Origin of the sequence: Corynebacterium sp. LK2510, from assembly GCF_040946405.1 — a bacterium.
GTDB lineage: Bacteria > Actinomycetota > Actinomycetes > Mycobacteriales > Mycobacteriaceae > Corynebacterium.
The window spans coordinates 203,952-226,092 of the sequence record NZ_JAYWLR010000001.1; the positions used below are offsets into that span (position 1 = coordinate 203,952).

The 22,141-nt window shown below is 63.9% G+C and carries 21 protein-coding genes; 18 read left to right on the forward strand and 3 right to left on the reverse strand.

From position 1 onward, the window contains the following. Positions 1-9 precede the first annotated feature (9 nt). From VVR41_RS00975 to VVR41_RS00985, 3 genes are all read right to left on the reverse strand, one after another. Positions 10-702: an FMN reductase gene (locus VVR41_RS00975; protein ID WP_368523223.1), complete on the reverse strand. Its 693-nt coding sequence runs from the start codon at positions 700-702 to the stop codon at positions 10-12. Beyond that, positions 702-1,829: an LLM class flavin-dependent oxidoreductase gene (locus VVR41_RS00980; protein WP_321103977.1), complete on the reverse strand. Its 1,128-nt coding sequence runs from the start codon at positions 1,827-1,829 to the stop codon at positions 702-704. Before VVR41_RS00980 ends, VVR41_RS00975 begins: the two co-directional genes overlap by 1 nt. Before the next feature lie 180 nt (positions 1,830-2,009). After that, complete coding sequence (locus VVR41_RS00985; protein ID WP_368523224.1) at positions 2,010-2,912, reverse strand: neutral zinc metallopeptidase; 903 nt, start codon at positions 2,910-2,912, stop codon at positions 2,010-2,012. 181 nt (positions 2,913-3,093) lie between these two features. Here VVR41_RS00985 and aspS point away from each other — a divergent pair, with 181 nt between their 5' ends. The 18 genes from aspS to VVR41_RS01075 all read left to right on the forward strand — a co-directional run bounded on the left by aspS (position 3,094) and on the right by VVR41_RS01075 (position 22,139). Next, complete coding sequence (aspS, locus tag VVR41_RS00990; RefSeq protein ID WP_368523340.1) at positions 3,094-4,890, forward strand: aspartate--tRNA ligase; 1,797 nt, start codon at positions 3,094-3,096, stop codon at positions 4,888-4,890. Positions 4,891-4,913: 23 nt separating this feature from the next. Then, the gene (locus VVR41_RS00995) at positions 4,914-6,155 is read left to right on the forward strand and encodes a phosphotransferase family protein (protein WP_368523225.1); all 1,242 of its coding nucleotides are present in this window, start codon (positions 4,914-4,916) and stop codon (positions 6,153-6,155) included. A gap of 11 nt (positions 6,156-6,166) precedes the next feature. Beyond that, positions 6,167-7,513, forward strand: a complete 1,347-nt coding sequence (locus VVR41_RS01000) for a replication-associated recombination protein A (protein ID WP_368523226.1) — start codon at positions 6,167-6,169, stop codon at positions 7,511-7,513. Between the two features lie 65 nt (positions 7,514-7,578). Further along, positions 7,579-10,248 carry an alanine--tRNA ligase gene (alaS, locus tag VVR41_RS01005; RefSeq protein ID WP_368523341.1) on the forward strand — a complete coding sequence of 890 codons (2,670 nt, stop codon included), beginning with the start codon at positions 7,579-7,581 and terminating at the stop codon, positions 10,246-10,248. Between the two features lie 210 nt (positions 10,249-10,458). Continuing rightward, the gene (gene ruvX, locus VVR41_RS01010) at positions 10,459-10,947 is read left to right on the forward strand and encodes a Holliday junction resolvase RuvX (protein WP_368523227.1); all 489 of its coding nucleotides are present in this window, start codon (positions 10,459-10,461) and stop codon (positions 10,945-10,947) included. A 3-nt stretch (positions 10,948-10,950) separates the two neighbouring features. Beyond that, entirely contained in the window at positions 10,951-12,102 is a 1,152-nt protein-coding gene (mltG, locus tag VVR41_RS01015) for an endolytic transglycosylase MltG (protein ID WP_368523228.1), read from the forward strand. 14 nt (positions 12,103-12,116) lie between these two features. Then, the gene (locus VVR41_RS01020; RefSeq protein WP_368523229.1) at positions 12,117-12,956 is read left to right on the forward strand and encodes a shikimate dehydrogenase; all 840 of its coding nucleotides are present in this window, start codon (positions 12,117-12,119) and stop codon (positions 12,954-12,956) included. Between the two features lie 24 nt (positions 12,957-12,980). Next, positions 12,981-13,391: a prepilin peptidase gene (locus VVR41_RS01025; protein ID WP_368523230.1), complete on the forward strand. Its 411-nt coding sequence runs from the start codon at positions 12,981-12,983 to the stop codon at positions 13,389-13,391. A 39-nt stretch (positions 13,392-13,430) separates the two neighbouring features. After that, complete coding sequence (aroC, locus tag VVR41_RS01030; protein WP_368523231.1) at positions 13,431-14,648, forward strand: chorismate synthase; 1,218 nt, start codon at positions 13,431-13,433, stop codon at positions 14,646-14,648. Beyond that, the gene (locus VVR41_RS01035) at positions 14,641-15,249 is read left to right on the forward strand and encodes a shikimate kinase (RefSeq protein ID WP_368523232.1); all 609 of its coding nucleotides are present in this window, start codon (positions 14,641-14,643) and stop codon (positions 15,247-15,249) included. Before aroC ends, VVR41_RS01035 begins: the two co-directional genes overlap by 8 nt. Before the next feature lie 26 nt (positions 15,250-15,275). After that, complete coding sequence (gene aroB, locus VVR41_RS01040; protein WP_368523233.1) at positions 15,276-16,337, forward strand: 3-dehydroquinate synthase; 1,062 nt, start codon at positions 15,276-15,278, stop codon at positions 16,335-16,337. Next, entirely contained in the window at positions 16,334-16,789 is a 456-nt protein-coding gene (gene aroQ / locus VVR41_RS01045) for a type II 3-dehydroquinate dehydratase (protein WP_368523234.1), read from the forward strand. The genes aroB and aroQ overlap by 4 nt, the downstream gene beginning before the upstream one ends. Beyond that, the gene (locus tag VVR41_RS01050) at positions 16,776-17,867 is read left to right on the forward strand and encodes a M24 family metallopeptidase (protein ID WP_368523235.1); all 1,092 of its coding nucleotides are present in this window, start codon (positions 16,776-16,778) and stop codon (positions 17,865-17,867) included. The genes aroQ and VVR41_RS01050 overlap by 14 nt, the downstream gene beginning before the upstream one ends. A gap of 53 nt (positions 17,868-17,920) precedes the next feature. Further along, positions 17,921-18,484, forward strand: a complete 564-nt coding sequence (gene efp, locus VVR41_RS01055) for an elongation factor P (protein WP_321103596.1) — start codon at positions 17,921-17,923, stop codon at positions 18,482-18,484. Then, a complete protein-coding gene (nusB, locus tag VVR41_RS01060) occupies positions 18,484-19,047 on the forward strand; it encodes a transcription antitermination factor NusB (RefSeq protein WP_368523236.1) in 564 nt (187 codons plus the stop codon). The genes efp and nusB overlap by 1 nt, the downstream gene beginning before the upstream one ends. Positions 19,048-19,140: 93 nt before the next feature. Next, a complete protein-coding gene (locus tag VVR41_RS01065) occupies positions 19,141-19,998 on the forward strand; it encodes a PPK2 family polyphosphate kinase (protein WP_368523237.1) in 858 nt (285 codons plus the stop codon). 120 nt (positions 19,999-20,118) lie between these two features. Next, on the forward strand, positions 20,119-21,114 hold the full coding sequence (locus tag VVR41_RS01070) for a substrate-binding domain-containing protein (RefSeq protein WP_368523238.1): 996 nt from the start codon (positions 20,119-20,121) through the stop codon (positions 21,112-21,114). Further along, positions 21,111-22,139: an ABC transporter permease gene (locus tag VVR41_RS01075; protein WP_368523239.1), complete on the forward strand. Its 1,029-nt coding sequence runs from the start codon at positions 21,111-21,113 to the stop codon at positions 22,137-22,139. The genes VVR41_RS01070 and VVR41_RS01075 overlap by 4 nt, the downstream gene beginning before the upstream one ends. Positions 22,140-22,141 lie beyond the last annotated feature (2 nt).

Genomic DNA, 22,141 nt, shown 5'->3' on the forward strand with positions numbered 1-22,141 from the left:
GACGGAATATTAACGCATCGTGGCGGCTCCCGGCTCGGACGAGGCGGGTACACCGGAGTGGCCTGCGAGCAGCTCGCTAAAGGGCACAAAGTCATCGTCGAGATCGAGCCCCGACTTGCGCGGCCGAGTGCTGTAGTCGGCGTTTTCCGGGCCAGAAAAGCGCGTGTTGGGAGTCGAGAACATGAGGCCGGCAAGTTCTTGGGCCGCGCGCTCAATGCGCTGGTTGAGGGCTTTACCACCTACACCGCCGAAATCTTCCGTGGCAGCGAAAACCGATGTCGGCACGATGACCGCGCGGAGGTACGTCAGCAGCGGGCGCATTGCGTGTTCGGTAACGAGTGAGTGGCGTGGTGTGCCCGCTGTTGCGGCGAGAATGGTCGGCATGCCGTTGAGCGCGTCGGTGTCGAGGATGTCGAAGAGCATCTTGAATAGGCCGCTGTAGCTCGCCGCGAACACCGGCGTGGCCGCGATCAACCCATCCGCGGCGGACAATGAGCGCTTGAGTTCATCGAGGCGTTTCGTGGAGATACCGGTGGAGACGGCGTGTGCGAGGTCGGAAGCGTACTCCCGCAGCTCCACAGTGGTGATGTCGAGTGGATTCGATCCGGCCGCGTTCGCGACGGCTTCGGCAAGCGCATCTGCCACCTGGCGGGTCGTCGAGGGGGTGGAGACCCCCGCGCTGATAACGAACAGAGTGGGCATTACTTCTTCTCCTCTCCCGGGTTGACCTCGAAGTGCGGGTGGGGTGTGCCTGCCTTCTTGGCGGCGAGCAGGGTGTCAAAGGTGGGCGGATCTGACGGCACGTGCTCCGGGCGACGTGCCTCCATGCGCTGGCGCAGCTCGGGCACGACCTGGGTGCCGAGCAGCTCGATCTGGTCGAGAACAACCTCGAGCGGCAGACCAGCATGGTCCATGAGGAACAACTGTCGCTGGTAGTCGCCCACAGCGTCGGCGAAGCTCATGGTGCGCTCGATGACCATCTCTGCCGTGCCCACCGTCAACGGGGTGCTAGCCGTGAACTCCTCCAAGCTCGGGCCGTGGCCGTAGACCGGCGCGTTGTCGAAGTAGGGGCGGAATTGCTTCTTTGCTGCCTCCTCCGACTCGGCGATGAAGACTTGTCCACCCAGACCCACAATTGCCTGATCTGCGCGGCCGTGGCCGTAAGACTCGTACCGGTTGCGGTACAAGTTCACCATCGAGGCGGTGTGTTCCATGTTCCAGAAAATGTTGTTGTGGAAGAAGCCGTCCCCATAGAACGCAGCTTGCTCGGCGATCTGGGGCGAACGGATAGAGCCGTGCCAGACGAAGGGTGCGACGCCCTCGAGTGGGGAGGGTGTTGCGGTGAACCCGTTGAGCGGGGTGCGGAACTGTCCTTGCCAGTTCACTACAGGTTCGCGCCACAGTCGCCGCAGCAGGTGATAGTTCTCTACAGCAAGCGGGATACCTTGGCGGATATCTTTGCCAAACCATGGATAGACCGGTCCGGTATTGCCGCGCCCGAGCATGAGGTCCATCCGGCCGTCGACAAGGTTTTGTAAAAATGAGTAGTCCTCGGCGATGCGCACCGGGTCTGTGGTGGTGATAAGCGTAGTGGAGGTGGACAACTGGATCCGCGATGTTTTCGCACCGATGTAGGCGAGGTGTGTGGTCGGCGAGGAGGGGACGAAAGGCGGGTTGTGGTGCTGGCCGGTGGCGAAGACATCGAGCCCCACCTCCTCAGCCTTGAGCGCGATCGCTGTCATAGCGTCGATGCGCTCCTTTTCCGTGGGGGTGTGCCCGGTGGTCGGATCGGTGGTGACGTCGCCGATGCTGAAGATTCCGAACTGCATGAGCTTTCCTAACTGTCGGTGTGTCGGGTTCGTGGTTTACATTCTACGCAACATTGATGATGTGTCACCTATTCCCGCCGGGGCAAAGCGAAACCCGCCCGGCAGATACTGCCAAGGCGGGTTCGTCGTACTGGGTAGAGGTCGGAAGAAACGTACCCGTCTCGAGCCGAAGGGTAAAAGCTAAGAGGAGTACACCCCGCGGTTGAGGAAGTCGCAGGAGCCCATCCGGCCGGTTTCGTAACCGGCCATGAAGGCTTCCTCGCGCTGCTGGGAGGAGCCGTGGGTCCATGCGTCCGGGTTGACTTCCTGCCCGGAGCGTTTCTGGATGTTGTCGTCACCAATCGCGCGGGCAGTCTGCACCGCCTGGCTCAGCTGCTCGCGAGTAATGGGTTCGAGCATTGCGTCCGGGCCCTCAGCAGCGTGCTTCGCCCAGATGCCCGCGTAGCAATCAGCCTGAAGCTCGATAGCCACCGCCGCGGAATCCTCGCCAGGGTCGTTGTAGTTGCTCAACCCGAGAGTTCCCTCAAGCTGCTGGACGTGGTGACCAATTTCGTGGGCGACCACGTACTCCTGAGTGAGCGGGCCGTTGGCGCCACCGAGCTGGCCAAGCTGCTCGAAGAAGCTGACGTCGAGGTACGCAGTGCTATCAGCAGGGCAGTAGAACGGCCCAGTAGCCGAGGAGGCGTTACCGCAGGCCGTGGCGACACGATCACGGAAAAGGTGCATCCCAGGCTGCTGGTACGCAATCCCGGCCTGAGCAGGAAGCACCTCCTGCCACACGGCATCGGTGGAATACATGGTCGCTTCGACGCGGCAGTCGTCGTATTCGTTCGCTGCGTTCGGGCTTTCGCAGTGGTCGAGGTTGTAAGAGCCCGCGGAATTTGCCTGGGGGCCAGGCTGGGTGGTCTGCCCGCCACCCAAACCTCCGCCGAGGAAGTAAAGCAGGGCGACGAGGAGCAGTGTGCCGATACCTCCGCCGCCGATGGCGATGGGCATGCCGCCCAAACCACCGCCCGTTCCGCCTCCGGAGCTGGTGGTGACGCGGCCGCCGCCGCCACGGTTAAAGTTGCTGTTGAATGTCATAGCGAAAGTCTGCCAAAAGATAGCCCCCGTCGGTAGCGTGACCCGCCCATCTGCTGGATTGCCTCTGGCAACCCTGGGCTGGTTCGAACCATGGGGCGGGTTCTGTGTCCCGGTGTCGGGGCCGCGGGTAGACTGCCCACAGATAGCAACAGCCCTCACGTGGAAGGACGTGGAAATTACCGTGCTGCGCACTCACTTGGCGGGAGACCTCCGCAAAGAACTCGACGGTCAGACCGTTACCCTTACCGGTTGGGTATCCCGCCGCCGTGACCACGGCGGAGTGATCTTTATCGACCTGCGTGACCGCTCAGGCCTCGCGCAGGTGGTGTTCCGAGAGTCTGAGGTCGCTGAAGCCGCGCACGACCTGCGCAGTGAGTACTGCGTCCAGGTCACAGGCGTGGTTGAGCCGCGCCCGGAGGGCTCGGCTAACCCGAACCTTGCTTCCGGTGAGATTGAGGTCAACGCCACCGACCTGGTGGTCCTGAACAAGTCTGCCGCGCTGCCGTTCCAGGTTGAGGACTTCTCCTCCAGCGAAGTCGGCGAAGAAACCCGCCTCAAGTACCGCTACCTGGATCTGCGCCGCGAGCGCCAGGCGCGCGCCCTGCGCCTGCGCTCCGAGGCCAACCGCGCCGCCCGTACTGTGCTTGCCAAGAGCGACTTCGTCGAGATTGAAACCCCGACCCTGACGCGCTCCACCCCGGAGGGAGCGCGCGACTTCCTGGTCCCGGCGCGACTGCGCCCGGGTTCTTGGTACGCCCTGCCGCAGTCTCCGCAGCTGTTCAAGCAGCTGCTCATGGTCGCGGGTATGGAGCGCTATTTCCAGATCGCGCGCTGCTACCGTGATGAGGACTTCCGCGCTGACCGCCAGCCTGAGTTCACGCAGCTCGACATCGAGGCTAGCTTCGTCGACCAGGAAGACATCATCGAGCTCGCCGAGGAGATCTTGGTTGAGCTGTGGAAGCTCATCGGCTACGAAATTTCCACGCCGATTCCGCGCATGACCTACAAAGACGCAATGGAGAAGTACGGCTCTGACAAGCCGGACCTGCGTTTTGATATCCAGCTTGTGGAGTGCACGGACTTCTTCAAGGACACCACATTCCGCGTGTTCCAGAATGAGTACGTCGGCGCCGTCGTTATGGAAGGCGGGGCGTCCCAGCCACGCCGCCAACTCGATGCGTGGCAGGACTGGGCCAAGCAGCGCGGCGCGAAGGGTTTGGCATATATCCTGGTCCAGGATGACGGCGAGCTCGGCGGCCCCGTGGCGAAGAACATCACCGACGAAGAAAAGGCCGGCATCGCCGCACACGTCGGTGCAAAACCGGGTGACTGCATTTTCTTCGCTGCCGGTGACGCGAAGAGCGCTCGCGCTCTGCTTGGTGCAGCCCGCGGTGAGATCGCGCGAAAGCTCGACCTGATCAAGGACGGCGACTGGGCCTTCACCTGGGTCGTCGATGCACCGCTGTTCGAGCCGGCCGCTGATGCCACCGCCTCCGGCGATGTTGCCCTGGGTAACTCCAGCTGGACTGCAGTCCACCACGCTTTTACCTCGCCGAAGCCTGAATACCTCGATTCCTTTGACAAGAACCCGGGTGAGGCCCTCGCCTACGCGTACGACATCGTCTGCAACGGCAACGAGATCGGCGGCGGTTCGATCCGTATCCACGACCGCGAGGTGCAGCAGCGCGTCTTCGAGGTCATGGGCATCTCGGACGAAGAAGCTCAGGAGAAGTTCGGCTTCCTGCTCGAGGCCTTCTCCTACGGTGCGCCTCCGCACGGCGGCATCGCGTTCGGCTGGGATCGCATCGTATCCCTGCTCGGCGGATTCGACTCCATCCGCGACGTCATCGCCTTCCCGAAGTCCGGCGGCGGCGTCGACCCGCTCACGGATGCACCGGCCCCCATCACCCGCGAACAGCGCAAGGAAACAGGCGTCGACGCCAAGCCCAAGGCTGCGGAGGCCGCCGAGGAGAAATAACCCAGTCCGCTAGGAGGACCCCGATGGAGCACGACAACCCAGAGGTCATCACGGCGGCGGAGGATATCCTCACCCGCCGCTACGGAGGGACGCAGAAGCTTCTCGACGCCACCCGGCTCACCGGCTCGGGATTCGCGGAGGTCTACCGCGCCCGAGTGGCGACGAATCCCTTTCTGCAGCACCGTTCCGTAGTGGTCAAGCAGTCGCCGCGGACCGGCGACGTGCTTGAGGATTCTGCCTTCCTCCGCGAGGTCGTGGCATATCAGTTCACCACCTCGCTGAGCGAGGAAGTTCGGCCCGGGCCCTTCTTGCTGGGCTATGACACTAAGCAGCGCCTCATCATCATTTCCGATTCCGGTGACGGCGACACCCTCGAAACGCTCCTCGCCGCTGCAGGCGATGAGGACCGCGTGCAGATTCTGCGCACGCTGGGTTCTGCCCTGGGAAGGATGCACGCCGGGACAGCCGGCCGGGAGGCGGATTTTGATGCGCTGCTCGCCCGGATGATGCGCAGCCGGGAATCGCAGCGTCAAGTACAGGGGCTGCGCGAGCGGTTGCTTATGCACCGTATCCGGTTGGGTTTGTCCATGGTGGAGGAGTCCGGCATTGCGATCCCTCCCGAGGTCGCGCAGGCGACGGAGAAAATGCACACCCGGCTGCTCAACGGCTCCCACCGTGCTTTTACTCCGTTTGATCTCTCGCCCGACAACATCATCTACGCGGGCCGCACCGAGTTCTTGGACTACGAGTGGGCGGGCTTCCGTGACGCGACTTTCGACGTTGGTTTTGTCGTTGGCGGGTTCCCCAACTACGTCGCTACCCGGCAGATCTCGGATGACGAGGCGCAGGCGTTTCTCGACGCATGGGTGCACGAGGTAGAAACCATTTGGCCTGCCGTGCGCCACGAGGACACCTTGCACGACCTAGTATCCGGGGCCTTGCTGGGGTGGGCGTTGTCAAGCGTGTCTATCCTCAACGTGACCGACTTGGACGAGCTCGGTGTTGCCGGCGAAGCGCTGACCGAGGACGTCAGTGCAGCCGGCGCAGATCTCGACACCGTCGTGTCTCCGGGAGAATCGCTGGAGATCCTCGGCGACGTCCTCAGGCCGCGCTCCGAAGGCCCGTTCACCAAAGACGAGATCCTGGTGCGCCGCGATCTTTACGAGACCTTCGACGCCTTAGCCCGCTACTGCGCCCTCGGCCGAGCTCCCTCCTGCCCGGTCATGTCGGAGTGGGCCTGCAGCGTCGCGCAGCGGCTGAAGTAGGCGACGCCGCTATGCAGGAGGGACTCTTCGGCGACAGCACGAGCTCGACTGACGGGCACCGGGGAACGTCGTTTTTCGACACCGCGGCGTCTGCGCCGTTGGCGGCGCGGATGCGGCCGCGCTCGCTCGACGAGATCTTCGGACAGCGTCAACTCCTCGCCGAGGGCAAGCCCCTGCGCCGGCTCATCGAAGGATCCGGCGCCGCGTCTGTCATCTTGTACGGGCCACCGGGGACGGGAAAGACGACTATCGCATCGCTCATCGCCGCCCAGGTTGGACAGAACTTCGTCGCGCTTTCCGCCTTGTCCGCCGGGGTGAAGGAGGTGCGGGCCATCATCAGCCAAGCGAGCCGCGACCTCGCGCGCGGGGACCGCACCGTTTTGTTTATCGATGAGGTCCACCGGTTCTCCAAGACGCAACAGGACGCGCTGCTCGCGGCTGTCGAGAACCAGACCGTTCTGCTCGTCGCGGCAACGACCGAGAACCCGTCGTTTAGCGTGGTTGCGCCGCTTTTGTCGCGGTCGCTGCTGCTGCAGCTTGAATCGCTGAGCGAGGATGACCTCGCTGCCGTGATCGACCGAGCTGTCACTGACCCCCGCGGACTGGACAACCGGGTTCGGCTCGATGACACAGCACGCGAGCAACTGGTCATGCTCGCAGGCGGTGACGCGCGCCGCGCGCTGACGTATCTTGAGGCTGCTGCGGAAGCTGTCGACGAGGGCGAGACGATCACCCCCGAGGTAGTGAAAAACAGCGTCAACCGCGCGGTTGTGCGCTACGACCGCGACGGGGACCAGCACTACGACGTGGTCTCGGCCTTCATCAAATCGATTCGTGGCTCGGATGTTGATGCCGCCCTGCACTATCTGGCTCGCATGATTGAGGCGGGGGAGGACCCGCGGTTCATCGCGCGTCGATTGGTCATCTTGGCATCGGAGGATATCGGCATGGCCGATCCCACCGCACTGCAGACAGCGACCGCTGCGGCGCAGGCCGTGCAGCTTATTGGGATGCCCGAGGGGCGGCTTCCCCTGGCCCAGGCGGTGATTCACCTCTCCACTGCGCCGAAATCTGCTGCCGTGATTGCTTCGATCACGCGCGCCCAAGAAGACGTGAAGGCAGGCAAGACGGGCGCTGTTCCCGCTCACTTGCGCGACGGTCACTACGAGGGAGCCAAAGCGCTCGGCAACGCCGTGGGCTACGTCTATCCTCACGACGATCCTCGCGGTGTCGTGGCTCAGCAATACATTCCCGAGGGCCTTGAAGGCGCCGTGTATTACGAGCCCACGGACCACGGCGCGGAGAAACGGATCCGCGACTACATCGGGCGCTTGCGCCGCATCGTCCGGGGAAAGTAGGGCAGCGGGTGGGCGCGGGTAAAGTAGTTGCGGACAATTCCGCCAACACTCCGGAGGCCATCGCCGTGCACACTCATGAGATCCGCAAGCGCTTCACTGAGCACTTCGTCAACGCCGGGCACACCCCCGTGCCGAGCGCCTCGCTGATCTTGGATGACCCCACCTTGCTGTTCGTCAACGCCGGCATGGTGCCGTTCAAGCCGTACTTTCTGGGCCAGCAGAATCCGCCGTTCGAAAACGGCACCGCAACCTCGATCCAGAAGTGCGTTCGCACGCTCGACATCGAAGAGGTCGGTATCACCACGCGCCACAACACCTTCTTCCAGATGGCGGGCAACTTCTCCTTCGGCCAGTATTTCAAGGAGGGAGCGATCAAGCACGCCTGGTCGCTTCTGACGAACCCGGTTGCGGACGGCGGCCTTGGCCTCGACCCGAATCGTCTTTGGGTGACGGTCTACCTCGACGACGACGAGGCCGCCGGTATCTGGCGCGACGTTATCGGAGTTCCCGAAGAGCGCATCCAGCGCATGGGCATGGAGGACAACTTCTGGTCGATGGGTATCCCGGGACCGTGTGGCCCCTGCTCGGAGATCTACTACGACCGCGGCCCCGAGTACGGCAAGGAGGGCGGCCCGCTTGCCGATGACAACCGCTACATGGAGATCTGGAACCTCGTGTTCATGGAGTCCATCCGCGGCGAAGGTGACAAGAAGGGCGGCTTCGACATCGTCGGAGAGCTGCCGAAGAAGAACATCGATACCGGTATGGGCATCGAGCGTGTCGCCTGCATCCTCCAGGGCGTCGACAACGTCTACGAGACCGACCTGCTGCGCCCGGTCATCGACGCCGCAGCGCAGCTGACTGGAACCCGCTACGACGCGGGCAACCAGGTCGACGACGTCCGCTTCCGCGTGATCGCCGATCACTCCCGAACGGCGATGATGATCATCCTCGACGGTGTGACCCCCTCGAACGAGGGACGCGGTTACATCCTGCGCCGCCTGCTGCGTCGCATCATTCGCTCGGCACGACTGCTCGGGGCCACGGGCGACGTCATCGAGACGTTCATGACCACCATCATGGACACGATGAGCCCGTCGTTCCCGGAGATCGAGGACAACCGCGACCGCATCCTGCGTGTGGCGAAGGCCGAGGAGCGCGCGTTCCTGCGCACGCTCGAATCCGGCACGCACCGCTTTGATGAGGCTGCGGCGTCGGTCCGGTCGTCGGGAAGCTCTGTGCTGGCCGGCGAGCAGGCCTTCGAGCTGCACGACACCTACGGGTTCCCGATTGACCTCACCCTTGAGATGGCGCGCGAAGCGGGCCTCGAGGTCGACATGGACGCGTTCAACGCGGAGATGAAGGCCCAGCGCGAGCGTGCCAAGGCCGACAACAAGGCGAAGAAGCACCGCAACATCGACGAATCGCTGTACCGCGAGTGGGTCGACGCTCACCCGACGGAGTTCGTCGGCTTCGACACACTGACTCACGACGGCACTGTCATCGGTCTCGTCCGCGACGGTGAGAAGGTCGGCGAAGCCCGCCAGGGTGACGAGGTCGAGGTGATTCTCGACGTCTCGCCGATGTATGCCGAGGGCGGCGGGCAGATGGCAGACCGTGGCCGCCTCGTGATGGGGGAGACGGTTCTCAACGTCAACGACGTGCAGAAGATTGGCAAGAAGCTGTGGGTCCACAAAGCAACCGTGCAAAACGGCGGCCTCGACCTGGGCTCCACGGTCACTGCCGAGGTGGACCAGGCGTGGCGTCACGGCGCGCGCCAGGCGCACACCGCAACGCACCTCATCCACGCCGCGCTGCGCCAGGTGCTTGGCCCGACCGCCGTTCAGGCGGGATCGCTGAACAAGCCCGGTTACCTGCGTTTCGACTTCAACTACACCGAGCAGCTCACCCCGCAGCAGCTCGAGGACATCGCGACCATCACCAACCAGGCTGTCGACGCCGACCTCGCCGTCAACACGCTCGAGACGTCGTTGGACAAGGCGAAGGCGATGGGCGCGATGGCGCTGTTCGGCGAGAACTACGGCGACCAGGTACGCGTCGTCGAGATCGGTGGGCCGTTCTCCATCGAGCTGTGCGGCGGTACCCACGTGGAGCGTTCGTCACAGATTGGCCCCGTCGCCGTTCTCGGCGAGTCCTCCGTTGGCTCGGGCGCGCGCCGCATCGAGGCATACTCCGGTATGGAGTCGTTCCGCTACTTCTCCAAGGAGGCGGCACTGGCAGCAGGCCTCGCTAGCGAGCTCAAGGCTCCGACGGAGGAGCTGCCCGACCGTATTGCTCAGCTCACCGAGCGCTTGCGCGCGGCGGAGAAGGAAATCGCAGCTTTGCGACGCGAGCAGCTGATGAGCCAGACCGCCGAGCTGATGGCGCGCTCCGAGACCATCGGCGACTTCACCGTCGTTATCACTGAGCTCGCCGATTCCGTCGCGGCGGGGGACCTGCGAACCGTCGCGGGTGACCTGCGTGGACGGCTTGGCACCACCCCGGCCGTGGTCGTCGTGTCCTCCCGCAACGACGGGAAGATCCCGTACGCGGTGGCAGTGACCAAACCGGGTGTGGACGCCGGTGTTAAGGCCGGAGACCTGGTCAAGCTCATCGGCGAGTACGTCGATGGGCGCGGCGGCGGAAAACCCGACCTCGCACAGGGCTCCGGCGCGAACCCGGACGGTATTGAGGCCGCGTTCCGTGCCGTGCGGGAGGACCTCGCTGCACGCTAGGCCGATCCTGGGTAACGTAGCAAAACAGGTCTAAGACACGCCGAGCCGGTCACAGAGGTCTCTCAGTGACCGGCTAGCGTGTTGTTTGGCCGATTCATTGCCAAAAATTGGTACCGATCGACAGGACACAGTGCCCGGGCCGTGGACAACTGAAATACCTGAACACCGAAACACTGAAACACCGAAACACTGAGACGCAAGGAGTGCTGTATGAAGGTGCAGCCCGACACCCCTGGGGTTGATGACCCGGGCGCCGGTCGCCGCCTCGGCGTTGACGTGGGAACCGTGCGCATCGGTGTCGCGTGTTCGGACCGGGACGCGCGGCTGGCTATGCCGGTTGAAACGATTGCCCGAGTGACGGGTTTCAAGGATCGGGACGGCGCCGATATCGAGCGCCTTCTCGCACTCATCGAGGAATACGGTGCCGTGGAGGTCGTCGTCGGATTGCCGCGAGACCTCAAGGGCAACGGATCTGCGAGCGTCAAGCACGCCAAAGAAATTGCTTTCCGCATCCGCCGCCGCAGCGACGTCGCTGTGCGTATGGCGGACGAGCGGTTGACGACGGTTGCCGCAACCCACGCTCTGCGTACCGCAGGAGTGAGTGAGAAGGCCGGCCGCAAGGTCATCGATCAGGCAGCGGCTGTGGAGATCCTCCAGTCCTGGCTGGATGGCCGAGCCAACTACCTAAAGGAGAAGTAACACGTGAGCTCCCGACTCAACAGCCAGCGCAGGACGCGCGGCACCGCCGTCCTCGTGGCGTCGATCCTGCTCATCATCGGTCTTGTCGCCTGGATTTCGGTCGCGCGGTCGGCGGGAGGCGGTTCCGACTTTGCAGGCGCAGGAAACGGGGAGGAGCAAATCGTCGAGGTTCCGGAAGGCTCCAACGTCTCTCAGCTGGGCCCGAAGCTCGAGGAACTGGGCGTGATCAAATCCAACGGCGCCTTCCAAACCGCGGCGTTCAGCAACGCGGACTCGGATAACATCCAGCCTGGTTTCTACCGCCTGCAAAAGGAAATGAGTGCCGAGTCCGCCGTCGCGGCACTGCTGGATCCTGCAAACAAGATCACCCCGCTGCAGGTCTACGGCGGAGCGACGCTGCTGGACGTCGCTGTCGTGGGAGGACAGACGCGTCTGGGAATCCTCTCCATGATTCAGCAGGTCACCTGCGGTGACTCTCCGAAACCGGGCTGCGTGACGGTAGAGGAACTCTATAACGTTGCCGCCAACGAGGACCCCGCCCAGCTCGGAGTGCCCGCCTGGGCGATGGACGCTGTCAACCAGCACAGTGGCGACCCGAAGCGCCTGGAAGGGCTCATCGCCCCGGGTGAGTACATCGTCAACCCGGACGCCTCCGCCGAGGAAATCCTGACGGACCTCATCACACGCTCTGCGAACCAGTACGAGTCCACGGACATCGTCAACCGCGCTGCAGCAATCGGCCTGACGCCGTACGAGCTGCTCACGGCCGCGTCGCTCGTCGAGCGCGAGGCGCCTGCCGGCGAATTCGGTAAGGTCGCGCGGGTCATTCTCAACCGCTTGGCGGAGCCGATGCGTCTCGAGTTCGACTCCACCGTGAACTACGGGCTGCCGTCGGTCGAGGTCGCCACGACCGACGAAGACCGCCTACGTCCGACCCCGTGGAACACGTACGCCAAGGATGGCCTGCCTGAGACGCCGATCGCCTCGCCGTCCATGGAAGCCATTGAGGCCATGGAAAACCCGGAGGAGGGCGACTGGCTGTTCTTCGTCACCATCGACAGCGACGGCACAACGGTGTTCAACAACACTTTCGAGGAGCACCTCGACGACGTCACCCGCGCCGTGGAGTCCGGCATTCTCGACTCCAACCGCTAGGTGGCGCTGGACCCATGACGGACGTTTCGCTCTCTGGTGTCACACACCGGGCTGCGGTGCTCGGCTCGCCGATTGCGCATTCCCTGTCGCCGGTGCTGCACAGCGCGGGTTATCTCGCCGCGGGACTCGATGGCTGGGAGTATTCCCGGATCGAATGCACTGCGGCCGACCTCGCCCGCGTCGTCGCGAGCGCAGACCGCAGCTTTCGAGGATTCTCTGTGACCATGCCCGCCAAGTTTGCCGCGCTGGAGTGTGCCACGGAGGCCACAGACAGGGCGCGTGCCATCGGTTCTGCCAACACCCTCGTTCGCACCGCATCCGGGTGGCGCGCTGACAACACTGACACGGAGGGCATCGCCGCGGCACTCGACGAACTCCTCGGGGATCGACCGGTACGGTCGGCACTTGTTGTCGGTGCTGGCGGTACGGCCCGGCCTGCGCTGTGGGAACTCGGGCGACGGGGCGTGGAGGCAATCACGGTGATCAACCGGAGCGACCGCCGCAGTGAGGTCGAGCACCTCGTTGGTGCCGCCTCGTTGGAGTTCATGGGCTTCGACACCGACGTCGAAAAGCGTGCAATGGACGCCGACCTCATTGTCTCGACGGTTCCGGCAGACGCGCTGAAACTCCACGCCGGAGATCTGGGACACGCGCCGGTGTTCGACGTTATCTACAACCCATGGCCGACGCCCCTGGCTACCGCCGCGGCGGCGAATGGTCACCGTGTAGTCGGAGGGTTGTCCATGCTTGCCGGGCAGTCATACTCACAGTTCGAGCAGTTCACCGGGCACCCCGCGCCGCGCGCCGCAATGCGCGCCGCGCTCGAAGCGCACGTGCGTTCCGTGCAGACTTAGTCTCTTTGGCCTACGCTACGAGCCGTGCTGACCGGGGGGTTGGCGGCCGGGATCGTGGCCGCGATATGGAGCGCCGTGTTGTGCGTCTGGGATCTGCGTGCGCGGAGGCTGCCCGATGCACTGACGCTTCCGGCCGGTTTCATCGCCCTTGGGTGGGCCGTGACCCATCCGGTTGGGTGGTGGGGGATGGCATGGCCGCTTATCTACCTCGCCATCGGCCGGGGAGTCGGCGGAGGTGACGTCAAGCTTGCACTGCCTTTGGGCGTCGCAGTCGCTGGCGTCACCGGAGGTGTCGTGGGGGTGCTCGTCGCCATGGCGCTGGCAAGTGCACTGACACTCGTCCACGCCTTCGTTGTCCGAGAGCGGGCGGTGGCCCACGGGCCGTCGATGATTGCGGCCGCGTGGATGTGCTGCGCGGGCGCGTTTGTGCACTAATGACCGGCTGAGAGCGTCCTGTGTGACACAATGAACACCATGCTTCGTTGGACCACTGCCGGGGAATCCCACGGCCAAGCACTAGTCGCTCTCATCGAAAACATGCCGGCTGGCGTTCCCGTCACCGCAGAAGAGATTTCCTACCAGCTCGCCCGCCGCCGACTCGGATACGGCCGCGGTGCACGCATGAAGTTCGAGGCGGACCAGCTCACGCTTCTCACGGGCATCGTGCACGGGGAGACAATCGGCAGCCCCATCGCGGTCCAGATCGGCAACTCCGAGTGGCCGAAGTGGACCACGATCATGTCGCCAGATCCTTTGGACATGAACGATCCCGAGACGGCGAAGGCGATGTCATCTGGGCGCGGTGCGCGCCTGACGCGCCCGCGTCCCGGCCACGCGGATTTCGCAGGCATGGTGAAGTACGGCTTCGATGACGCCCGTAAGGTCCTCGAGCGCTCGTCTGCGCGCGAGACTGCAGCCCGCGTGGCCGCGGGTGCCGTGGCACGCAGTTTCCTGCGCTCCACCCTGGGCGTTGAGGTTCTCTCCCACGTCGTGTCCATCGGCGAGTCTGCCGCGTACGAGGGGCCCGCCCCGGCGTTTTCGGACATCGAGGCTATCGACGCCTCCCCGGTACGCGCGTTCGACGCCACCTGCGAGGCGGACATGATCGCGCGTATTGAGGCAGCCAAGAAGGACGGCGACACTCTCGGCGGCATCGTCGAAGTCGTCGTGGATGGCCTGCCCGTCGGACTCGGCTCGCACATCTCCGGTGACCACCGCCTGGATGCGCAGCTCGCGGCGGCGCTCATGGGCATCCAGTCCGTCAAGGGTGTCGAGATCGGCGACGGTTTCGAAGAGGCTCGCCGGCGCGGCTCCGCGGCGCACGACGAAATGGTGCGTGAGGGCGAGGGCCTACGGCGCCTGACCAACCGGGCCGGTGGCCTGGAGGGCGGCATGACCAACGGTGAGCAGCTGCGGGTGCGCGCTGCGATGAAGCCGATCTCCACAGTCCCGCGTGCTCTGCGCACCGTGGATATGTCCACCGGCGCGGCCGCGACGGGCATCCACCAGCGCTCCGATGTGTGCGCGGTTCCCGCCGGCGGTGTCGTGGCGGAGGCCATGGTCGCCCTTGTGCTTGCTCGTGCGGTGACGGAGAAGTTCGGCGGAGACAGCCTCGCGGAGGTGAAGCGCAATCTCTCCTCGTACAATGAATACGTTTCCCAGCGGATGGCCTTCGGAGGAGAAGATGCTTGATTCCACCCTGCGCGACGGTGACGGCGTCGAGCTGGACGTCGCGATCGCAGGCGGGGATGTCTCAAACGGGGACGTCTCCAATTCGGTAGTGCACTCCCGACCTCGGGTGGTTCTAGTCGGTCCTCCCGGAGCGGGAAAGACGACGATTGGCCGTCGTCTAGCGTCGTCTCTGTGTCTGCCGCTCGTGGATTCCGACCAGCTTATTGAGGCCGGGGAGGGCAAGAGCTGTGGTGACGTGTACGCGGAGCTCGGCGAGGAGAAGTTCCGCGCGCTCGAGGCAGGCTATGTCGCCAGCGCTCTCGCTACCGGTGGTGTTGTCAGTCTCGGTGGCGGGGCGGTGGTCCACCCCATGACGCGGGCACTTCTGCAGCCCCACACCGTGGTGTGGATTGACGTGTCGGCCGAGGAAGGCGTTCGTCGAACCGCTGGTGAGCCCGGCCGCCCAGTGCTCGCGGCGAAGGATCCGGCGCAGCGGTACCGCGAGCTCCTTGAGGAGCGCGACCCGCTCTACCGCGAGGTCGCCGACTTCCGAGTGAGGACTGACGAGCGACCGCCGCAACGGGTGGTCGCCGAAGTTCTGGGCATCATCGATTCACAGTAAGCGCAGCGAGAGAAAGCGGATTAGCCATGACAGTCGTCACAGTGAAGGGGCCGTCGCCTTACGACGTCCATATCGCCCACACCCTGACCGGGGCGCTTGCCCAGCGAGTCCGCGAATCTGGCGCACGAAATGTGGCGATCGTCCACCAGCGTCCGCTCGCTGCCGTCGCCCGCCAAATTGTCCAAGAAGTCGGCAGTACTGTCGAGTTCACCTTGCTCGATGTGCCAGACGCGGAGTCCGGCAAAACGATCGAGGTGCTCAGTGGGTTGTGGGACTCTCTAGGTGAGGCAGGTTTCGGGCGCCAGGACCTCGTCATCGGACTCGGGGGTGGCGCGGCGACGGACCTCGCGGGGTTCGCGGCCGCGACCTGGATGCGCGGTATTCGCATCATTCAGGTCCCGACGACACTTCTGGCCATGGTCGACGCCGCTGTCGGTGGCAAAACCGGTATCAACACCGCATACGGGAAGAACCTTGTTGGTGCCTTCCACGAGCCCGATGCGGTGTTTGCGGACCTGGATCGTCTGCACACGCTGCCGGAAGAGGAATTGGTCGCGGGCTCAGCGGAGCTGATCAAGACCGGGTTCATCGCGGATCCGCGCATCCTCGACCTCTTCCGCGAGGGCGCCGACAGGCATTGGGAGGAACTGGTCAGCCGCTCCGTCGCGGTCAAGGCTGGGGTGGTGGGCCAGGACCTCAAGGAGTCGGGCTTACGAGAGATCCTCAACTACGGCCACACCTTCGGCCACGCCATTGAGCGCCGGGAGAACTACGCCTGGCGCCACGGCGATGCGGTGGCCGTTGGCATGATGTTCGTCGCTCACCTCGCCCACAATCGCGGGCTTATCGACGCCGACCTTCTCGCCCTTCACCACGAGATCCTTGACTTGGTCGGCCTGCCCACGACGTACGAGGGCGGTGTGTTTGATGAGCTCTACGAGAACATGACCCGCGACAAGAAGAACAGGGATGGACGAATCCGTTTTGTCGTCCTGAGCTCGCTCGGCCAATGCACCAGGATGGAAGATGCCACCGTCGAGGAAATGCGGGAGGCGTACGCCGCAATCTCCGAGGGGGCACAGCGATGAGGGTCCTGGTGCTCAACGGTCCGAATCTCAACCGACTCGGCACCCGGCAGCCGGATGTCTACGGGGCGGAGACGCTCGCGGTCGTCGAGAAGCGATGCCGCGACCATGGTGAAGCATTGGGGCTCGAGGTGGAGTGCGGTCAATCGAACTTCGAGGGCCAGCTCATTGAATGGGTCCACGAGGCAGCCGATCACGGGTGGGCTGTGGTCATTAACCCCGGCGGTCTGACGCACACGTCCGTGGCCCTGCGCGACGCGCTCGCTGAGATTTCCGACGGCGCCGGATTCGTCGAAGTTCACATCTCCAACGTGCACGCGCGCGAGCCGTTCCGGCACCACTCGTACCTGTCGCCGATCGCGGCGGGCGTGATCGCGGGCTTGGGTACGCAGGGCTACATCGCAGCGTTGGATTACTTTGCCAGCAGGGGAGGGAGCACCCATGACCGCCGCTGATGCACGATACGACACCCGTCGGCGGGCGCTTGCCGAGGAGCTGGTCACCCGCGACGTCGACGATCTGCTGGTGACCAACCTGACGCACGTGCGCTACCTGTCCGGTTTCTCCGGCTCCAACGGCGCGCTTATCGTGTCGAGGGACGGGTCCGCGGCCATTGCCACCGACGGACGATACGTGTCCCAGATCGCGCGAGAAGTGCCCGATATTGAGGCGACAATCATCCGCAACGTCGCCCCGGCACTGCTCGAGCGCGTCGCAAAGGGCCGCCGCGTGGGCTTTGAGGCCGACTATGTGTCAGTCAACATGCACCGAAACCTCGAGGCCGCCTGCCCCGATGGCGTGACCTTGGTTCCGCTCACCGGGGTTGTCGAACCGCTGCGCGAGATCAAGGACGATGGTGAGCTTTCCGAGCTCGAACAGGTCGCGGAGATCGCCGTTGACGCCCTCCACGGACTTATCGACGCCGGCGAGCTGCGCACAGGGCGAACCGAGCGCGCGGTCGCCGCCGACCTTGAATACCGCATGCGCACCCTCGGCGCTGAGCGCGTCAGCTTCGACACCATCGTCGCCTCGGGGCCTAACTCAGCCCTGCCGCACTACGCTGCGGGAGACCGAGTCCTGGAGCCGGGAGATTTAGTCACCATCGACTTCGGCGCGCACCGCGACGGCTTTAACTCTGACATGACGCGTACCTTCGCCATGGGCCAGCTCGCCCCCGAACTTCGCGAGATCTACGACGTCGTCCACGCCGCCCAACTCGCGGGTGTGGAGGCCGCCACTGTGGGAACCGACACCGCCCGCGTGGACAAGGCTTGTCGCGACATCATCGAGCAGGCGGGTTACGGCGAGTACTTCGTGCACTCGACCGGCCACGGTATCGGGCTCGAGGTTCACGAGCGCCCCTACGCGGCAGCGACATCCACGGGAGTGCTGCGTGAAAACATGACCCTGACCATCGAGCCGGGAATCTACCTTCCAGGCAAAGGGGGAGTGCGCATCGAGGACACTTTGATTGTCACATCCGGCGCGCCACGCATCATTACGCCGTGGAAAAAGGACCTCGTCGAGCTGTGATGTAGGATTGTTCTGTTTGCACACGTTCGTCTACCTGATAAGGAAGGTATCCAGTGGCAACTACCGCTGATTTCAAGAACGGGCTGGTGCTGAAGATTGACGGCAAGCTTCAGCAGATTGTGGAGTTCCAGCACGTGAAGCCGGGTAAGGGCCCGGCCTTCGTCCGCACCAAGCTCAAGGACGTCGTCTCCGGCAAGACCGTGGACAAGACCTGGAACGCGGGCGTGAAGGTCGAAACCGCTACTGTGGATCGCCGCGACATGACCTACCTCTACAACGATGGCACCAACTTCGTTGTGATGGACGACAAGACCTACGAGCAGTTTGAGCTTTCCGAGGACAAGTTCGGCCCCGCTGCGCGCTTCCTGCTCGAGAACATGCGCGTGCAAGTTTCCTTCCACGAGGGTGACGCCCTCTTTGCGGAACTCCCGATCTCGGTTGACCTCAAGGTCGAGCACACCGAGCCGGGCCTGCAGGGCGACCGCTCCACCGGTGGCACCAAGCCCGCCACCCTCGAGACCGGTGCCGAGATTCAGGTGCCGCTGTTCCTGGAGACGGGCAATGTTGTCAAGGTTGATACCCGTACCGGTGAGTACCTCTCCCGCGTCAACAACTAATGCCTGATTACAAACGACACGGAGCCCGCTACCGCGCGCGTCGCCGCGCAGTGGACATCCTTTTTGAAGCTGAGACCCGCGACATTGACCCAGTGTCGATCGTTGAAGATCGCGCCGAGCTGTCCAAGGACCCGCAGAACGCCGTCGCTCCCGTCGCGGAGTACACCCGCGTGATCATCCGGGGTGCCGCCGAGCACCTGGACGACATCGATGACGCCATTGAGCGCTTCATTTCGGAGAATTGGGAACTCGACCGCCTTCCGGCAGTAGACCGCCAGATTCTGCGCGTCGGAACGTGGGAGATTCTTTACAACGAGGACGTCGCGCCCGCGATCACCATCGCGAACGCGCTTGAAATGGCTACGGAATACGCCGGCAGCGCAGCGCCGCCGTACATCCACGCAGTCCTCGACGACGTCGTTCAGTGGAACGCCGCAAACGCGCCCGCGTTGGGCGATGCTTCGGACGAGGCGGACACCTCCGAGCGCGAGGAATCGACCTCCGCGACAACGGACGGTGGCGACGAGACGGACCACGGTCCGGACGCAGCGCCGAAGCTCTAGAAGAAGGGAAGTGCCTCTACAGTAAGAGGCACTTTTTCTTTGCCCTGATGCGCTTTCCAGAGCGAGCGCGCACCAACAATGATGGAGCAGGACATGGCCACACTATCGATGAAAGAAGTACACGCGCTGCGGGTCGAACCGGGGTTTAGGATCGCCGAGGTTGACCCAGGCGCGACGCCGGGCCTCCCATCTGCCGGGCGTCACGAAGCAATTGAGGCTGCCTACACCGCATACGATGACAACCTCGAGCTGCTGCAGGAATGCCTCTACGCCAACGGGCGAAGTGGCAACGTCGATGCTGGCTCAGTTCTGCTGGTACTGCAGGGGATGGATACCTCGGGCAAGGGCGGGATAGTCAAGGCGCTCGGCTCCGTCATGGACATCCAAGGCCTGCGCGTCGCGGCGTTTGGACCGCCGACGGACGCGGAGGCGGCCCACGATTTCCTCTGGCGCTTTGAAAAACACCTTCCGTCACCGGGTGAGATCGCCATTTTCGACCGCTCGTATTACGAAGACGTGCTCGTTCAGCGGGTGAAGAAGATGGCTCCGCCGGAGGAGATCGAGCGCCGCTACGGTGCCATCGTTGCGTTCGAGGACCAACTTGCCGCCAATGGGACACGCATCATCAAGGTGATGGCGCACATCTCCCGTGAATTCCAGGCGAAGAATCTTCGCGAGAGAATCGAGAACGAGACGAAGCACTGGAAGTACAGCCCCGGCGACATCGATGACCGCGCGTTGTGGCCGGAGTACATGGAGGCGTACGAGATTGCGCTGACGCGTACCTCCACCGACGTCGCTCCGTGGTACTGCATCCCGTCAGACAACAAGAAGTATTGCCGTAGCGTGGTCAAGACCCTCATGTACGAGGCGTTGATGTCACTCGATCTCGCGTGGCCGGCGGCGGATTTCGACCAAGAGGAGGAGCTACGCCGGCTCGCGCAGTCGTGATCCGTCTATGTCGGGGGTAGCGCCACCCCCTATGAACAGCGCTGGATACCGCGTCTGTATCGGTCAAGCGTGCCGGAAGAGCGTTTGACGTGGGCAAATAGGGTGAACCAGTATCGTGAGGTGACTTCCGTTACCCAAATCCTTAAGGCGGCCGCTGTGCTCGCCGCTGTGTCCTTGTCTGCCAGCGCCTGCTCGTCGACAGGCGGTGCCCCGCGTCCAGGGGACACCGCGACGACCGCAGGCGGTGTCGACACCCCGCGTTACGTCGTCTCGATGGTCACCCACGGAGCCCCGGGTGATACCTACTGGGATCTGGTGCGCAAGGGAGCGGAAGATGCCGCGACGAAGGACAACATCGAACTGCGGTACTCCTCGGACCCGCAGTCGCCGAACCAGGCGAACCTGGTGCGCTCCGCAATTGATTCGGGCGTGGACGGCATTGCCGTGACGTTGCCCAACCCTGAGGCGATCGGGCCGGTAGCCCGGGAGGCCGTTGAGGCCGGCATCCCGACGGTGGGGCTCAACGCCGGGATGGGGGACTACCAGACCTACGGGTTGAGCGGATTCTTCGGCCAGGACGAAGGCGTTGCCGGCACCGCCGCGGGCGAACGGTTGAAGGCAGAAGGGGCGGCGCGCGTTCTGTGCGTCGTCCACGAACAGGGCAATACCTCTCAGGAACAGCGCTGCGCCGGAGTGAGAGAGGGGCTCGGTCAACCCGTCGAGCTGCTCTACGTCAATGGCCAAGATCTGACCTCTGTGCAGGCGACGATCAACTCCAAGCTTTCACAGGACCCCAGCATCGACACGGTGTTTGCGCTGCAGGCCCCCGTCGCGCTGCGGGCTGTCGAAGCGGCGCAGCAGGCAGGCTCCCCGGCGCAGGTGGTCACTTTCGACACCAATGCTGAGCTTGTTTCGGCGATCGCAGACGGCCGCGTGAAGTGGGCGGTCGACCAGCAGCCCTACCTGCAGGGCTACCTTGCCGTCGATTCCCTGTGGCTGGCCAAGCGCAATGGTGCGACTCTGGGTGGAGGCCAGCCCGTCTTCACCGGCCCCAGTTTCGTTGACCAGTCCAACGTCGACACGATCGCTGAGGCAGCAAAGGCGGGCATGCGATGACGGTAGCGACGACCGACGATCGGCTGCGCCAGCGGGGCAGTCTGGGGCGTCTCGTGCGGCGCCCAGAGTTGGCGAGCTTGCTCGGATTCATCGCCATCTTCGCGCTCTTTATGGCTGTCGCCCCGGCATTCCGCTCGTTCGAGGCGATGGCCACCATCCTCTACGCCAGCGCAACGCTGGGCATCGTTGCATTGGCGGTTGGCCTTCTCATGATTGGCGGGGAGTTTGACCTGTCAGCGGGTGTGGCCGTGACGACTGCGGCATTGGCCGCGTCCATGCTCAACTACAACCTGCATCTCAACGTGTGGGTCGGTGCGTTGCTGGCGTTGGGCATCTCGCTAGCAATTGGTCTGCTCAACGGTGTGTTGGTCACGCGCACTGGTATTGCCAGCTTCCTCATCACATTGGCAACTTTTCTCATGCTGCAAGGTCTCAACCTCGCCATCACGAAATTGGTGACCCGCCAGGTGGCCACCCCAACTATCGCCGACATGGAGGGCTTTCCCTCGGCGCGTGCGGTCTTCGCCGGATCGTTCACTCTCGGTGGAGTCCGAATTAGCGTGGTCGTCGTGTGGTGGCTCGTGTTTGTGGCGCTCGCGTCATACGTGCTGCTCCGGACCAAGTACGGTAACTGGATCTTCGCGGTTGGCGGCAACCAGGATGCGGCGCGGGCGGTGGGTGTTCCCGTGCGCCGCGTCAGGGTGGTTCTTTTCATGCTCGTCGGTTTCGCCGCGTGGTTCGTGGGCATGCACACGCTTATGGCCTTCGATTCGATCCAGGCGGGCCAGGGTGTTGGCAACGAGTTTCTCTACATTATCGCTGCCGTGATTGGCGGTTGCGCCATGACCGGCGGACGGGGCACCGCTGTGGGCACGGCGTTGGGAGCTCTGATTTTCGGAATGACGAACCAGGGCATTGTCTATGCCGGGTGGAATCCTGACTGGTTCAAGTTCTTCCTCGGCGCGATGCTCCTGTTCGCCGTATTCACCAACACCTCTGTCGCAACCTACACACGAAGCAGGTAACC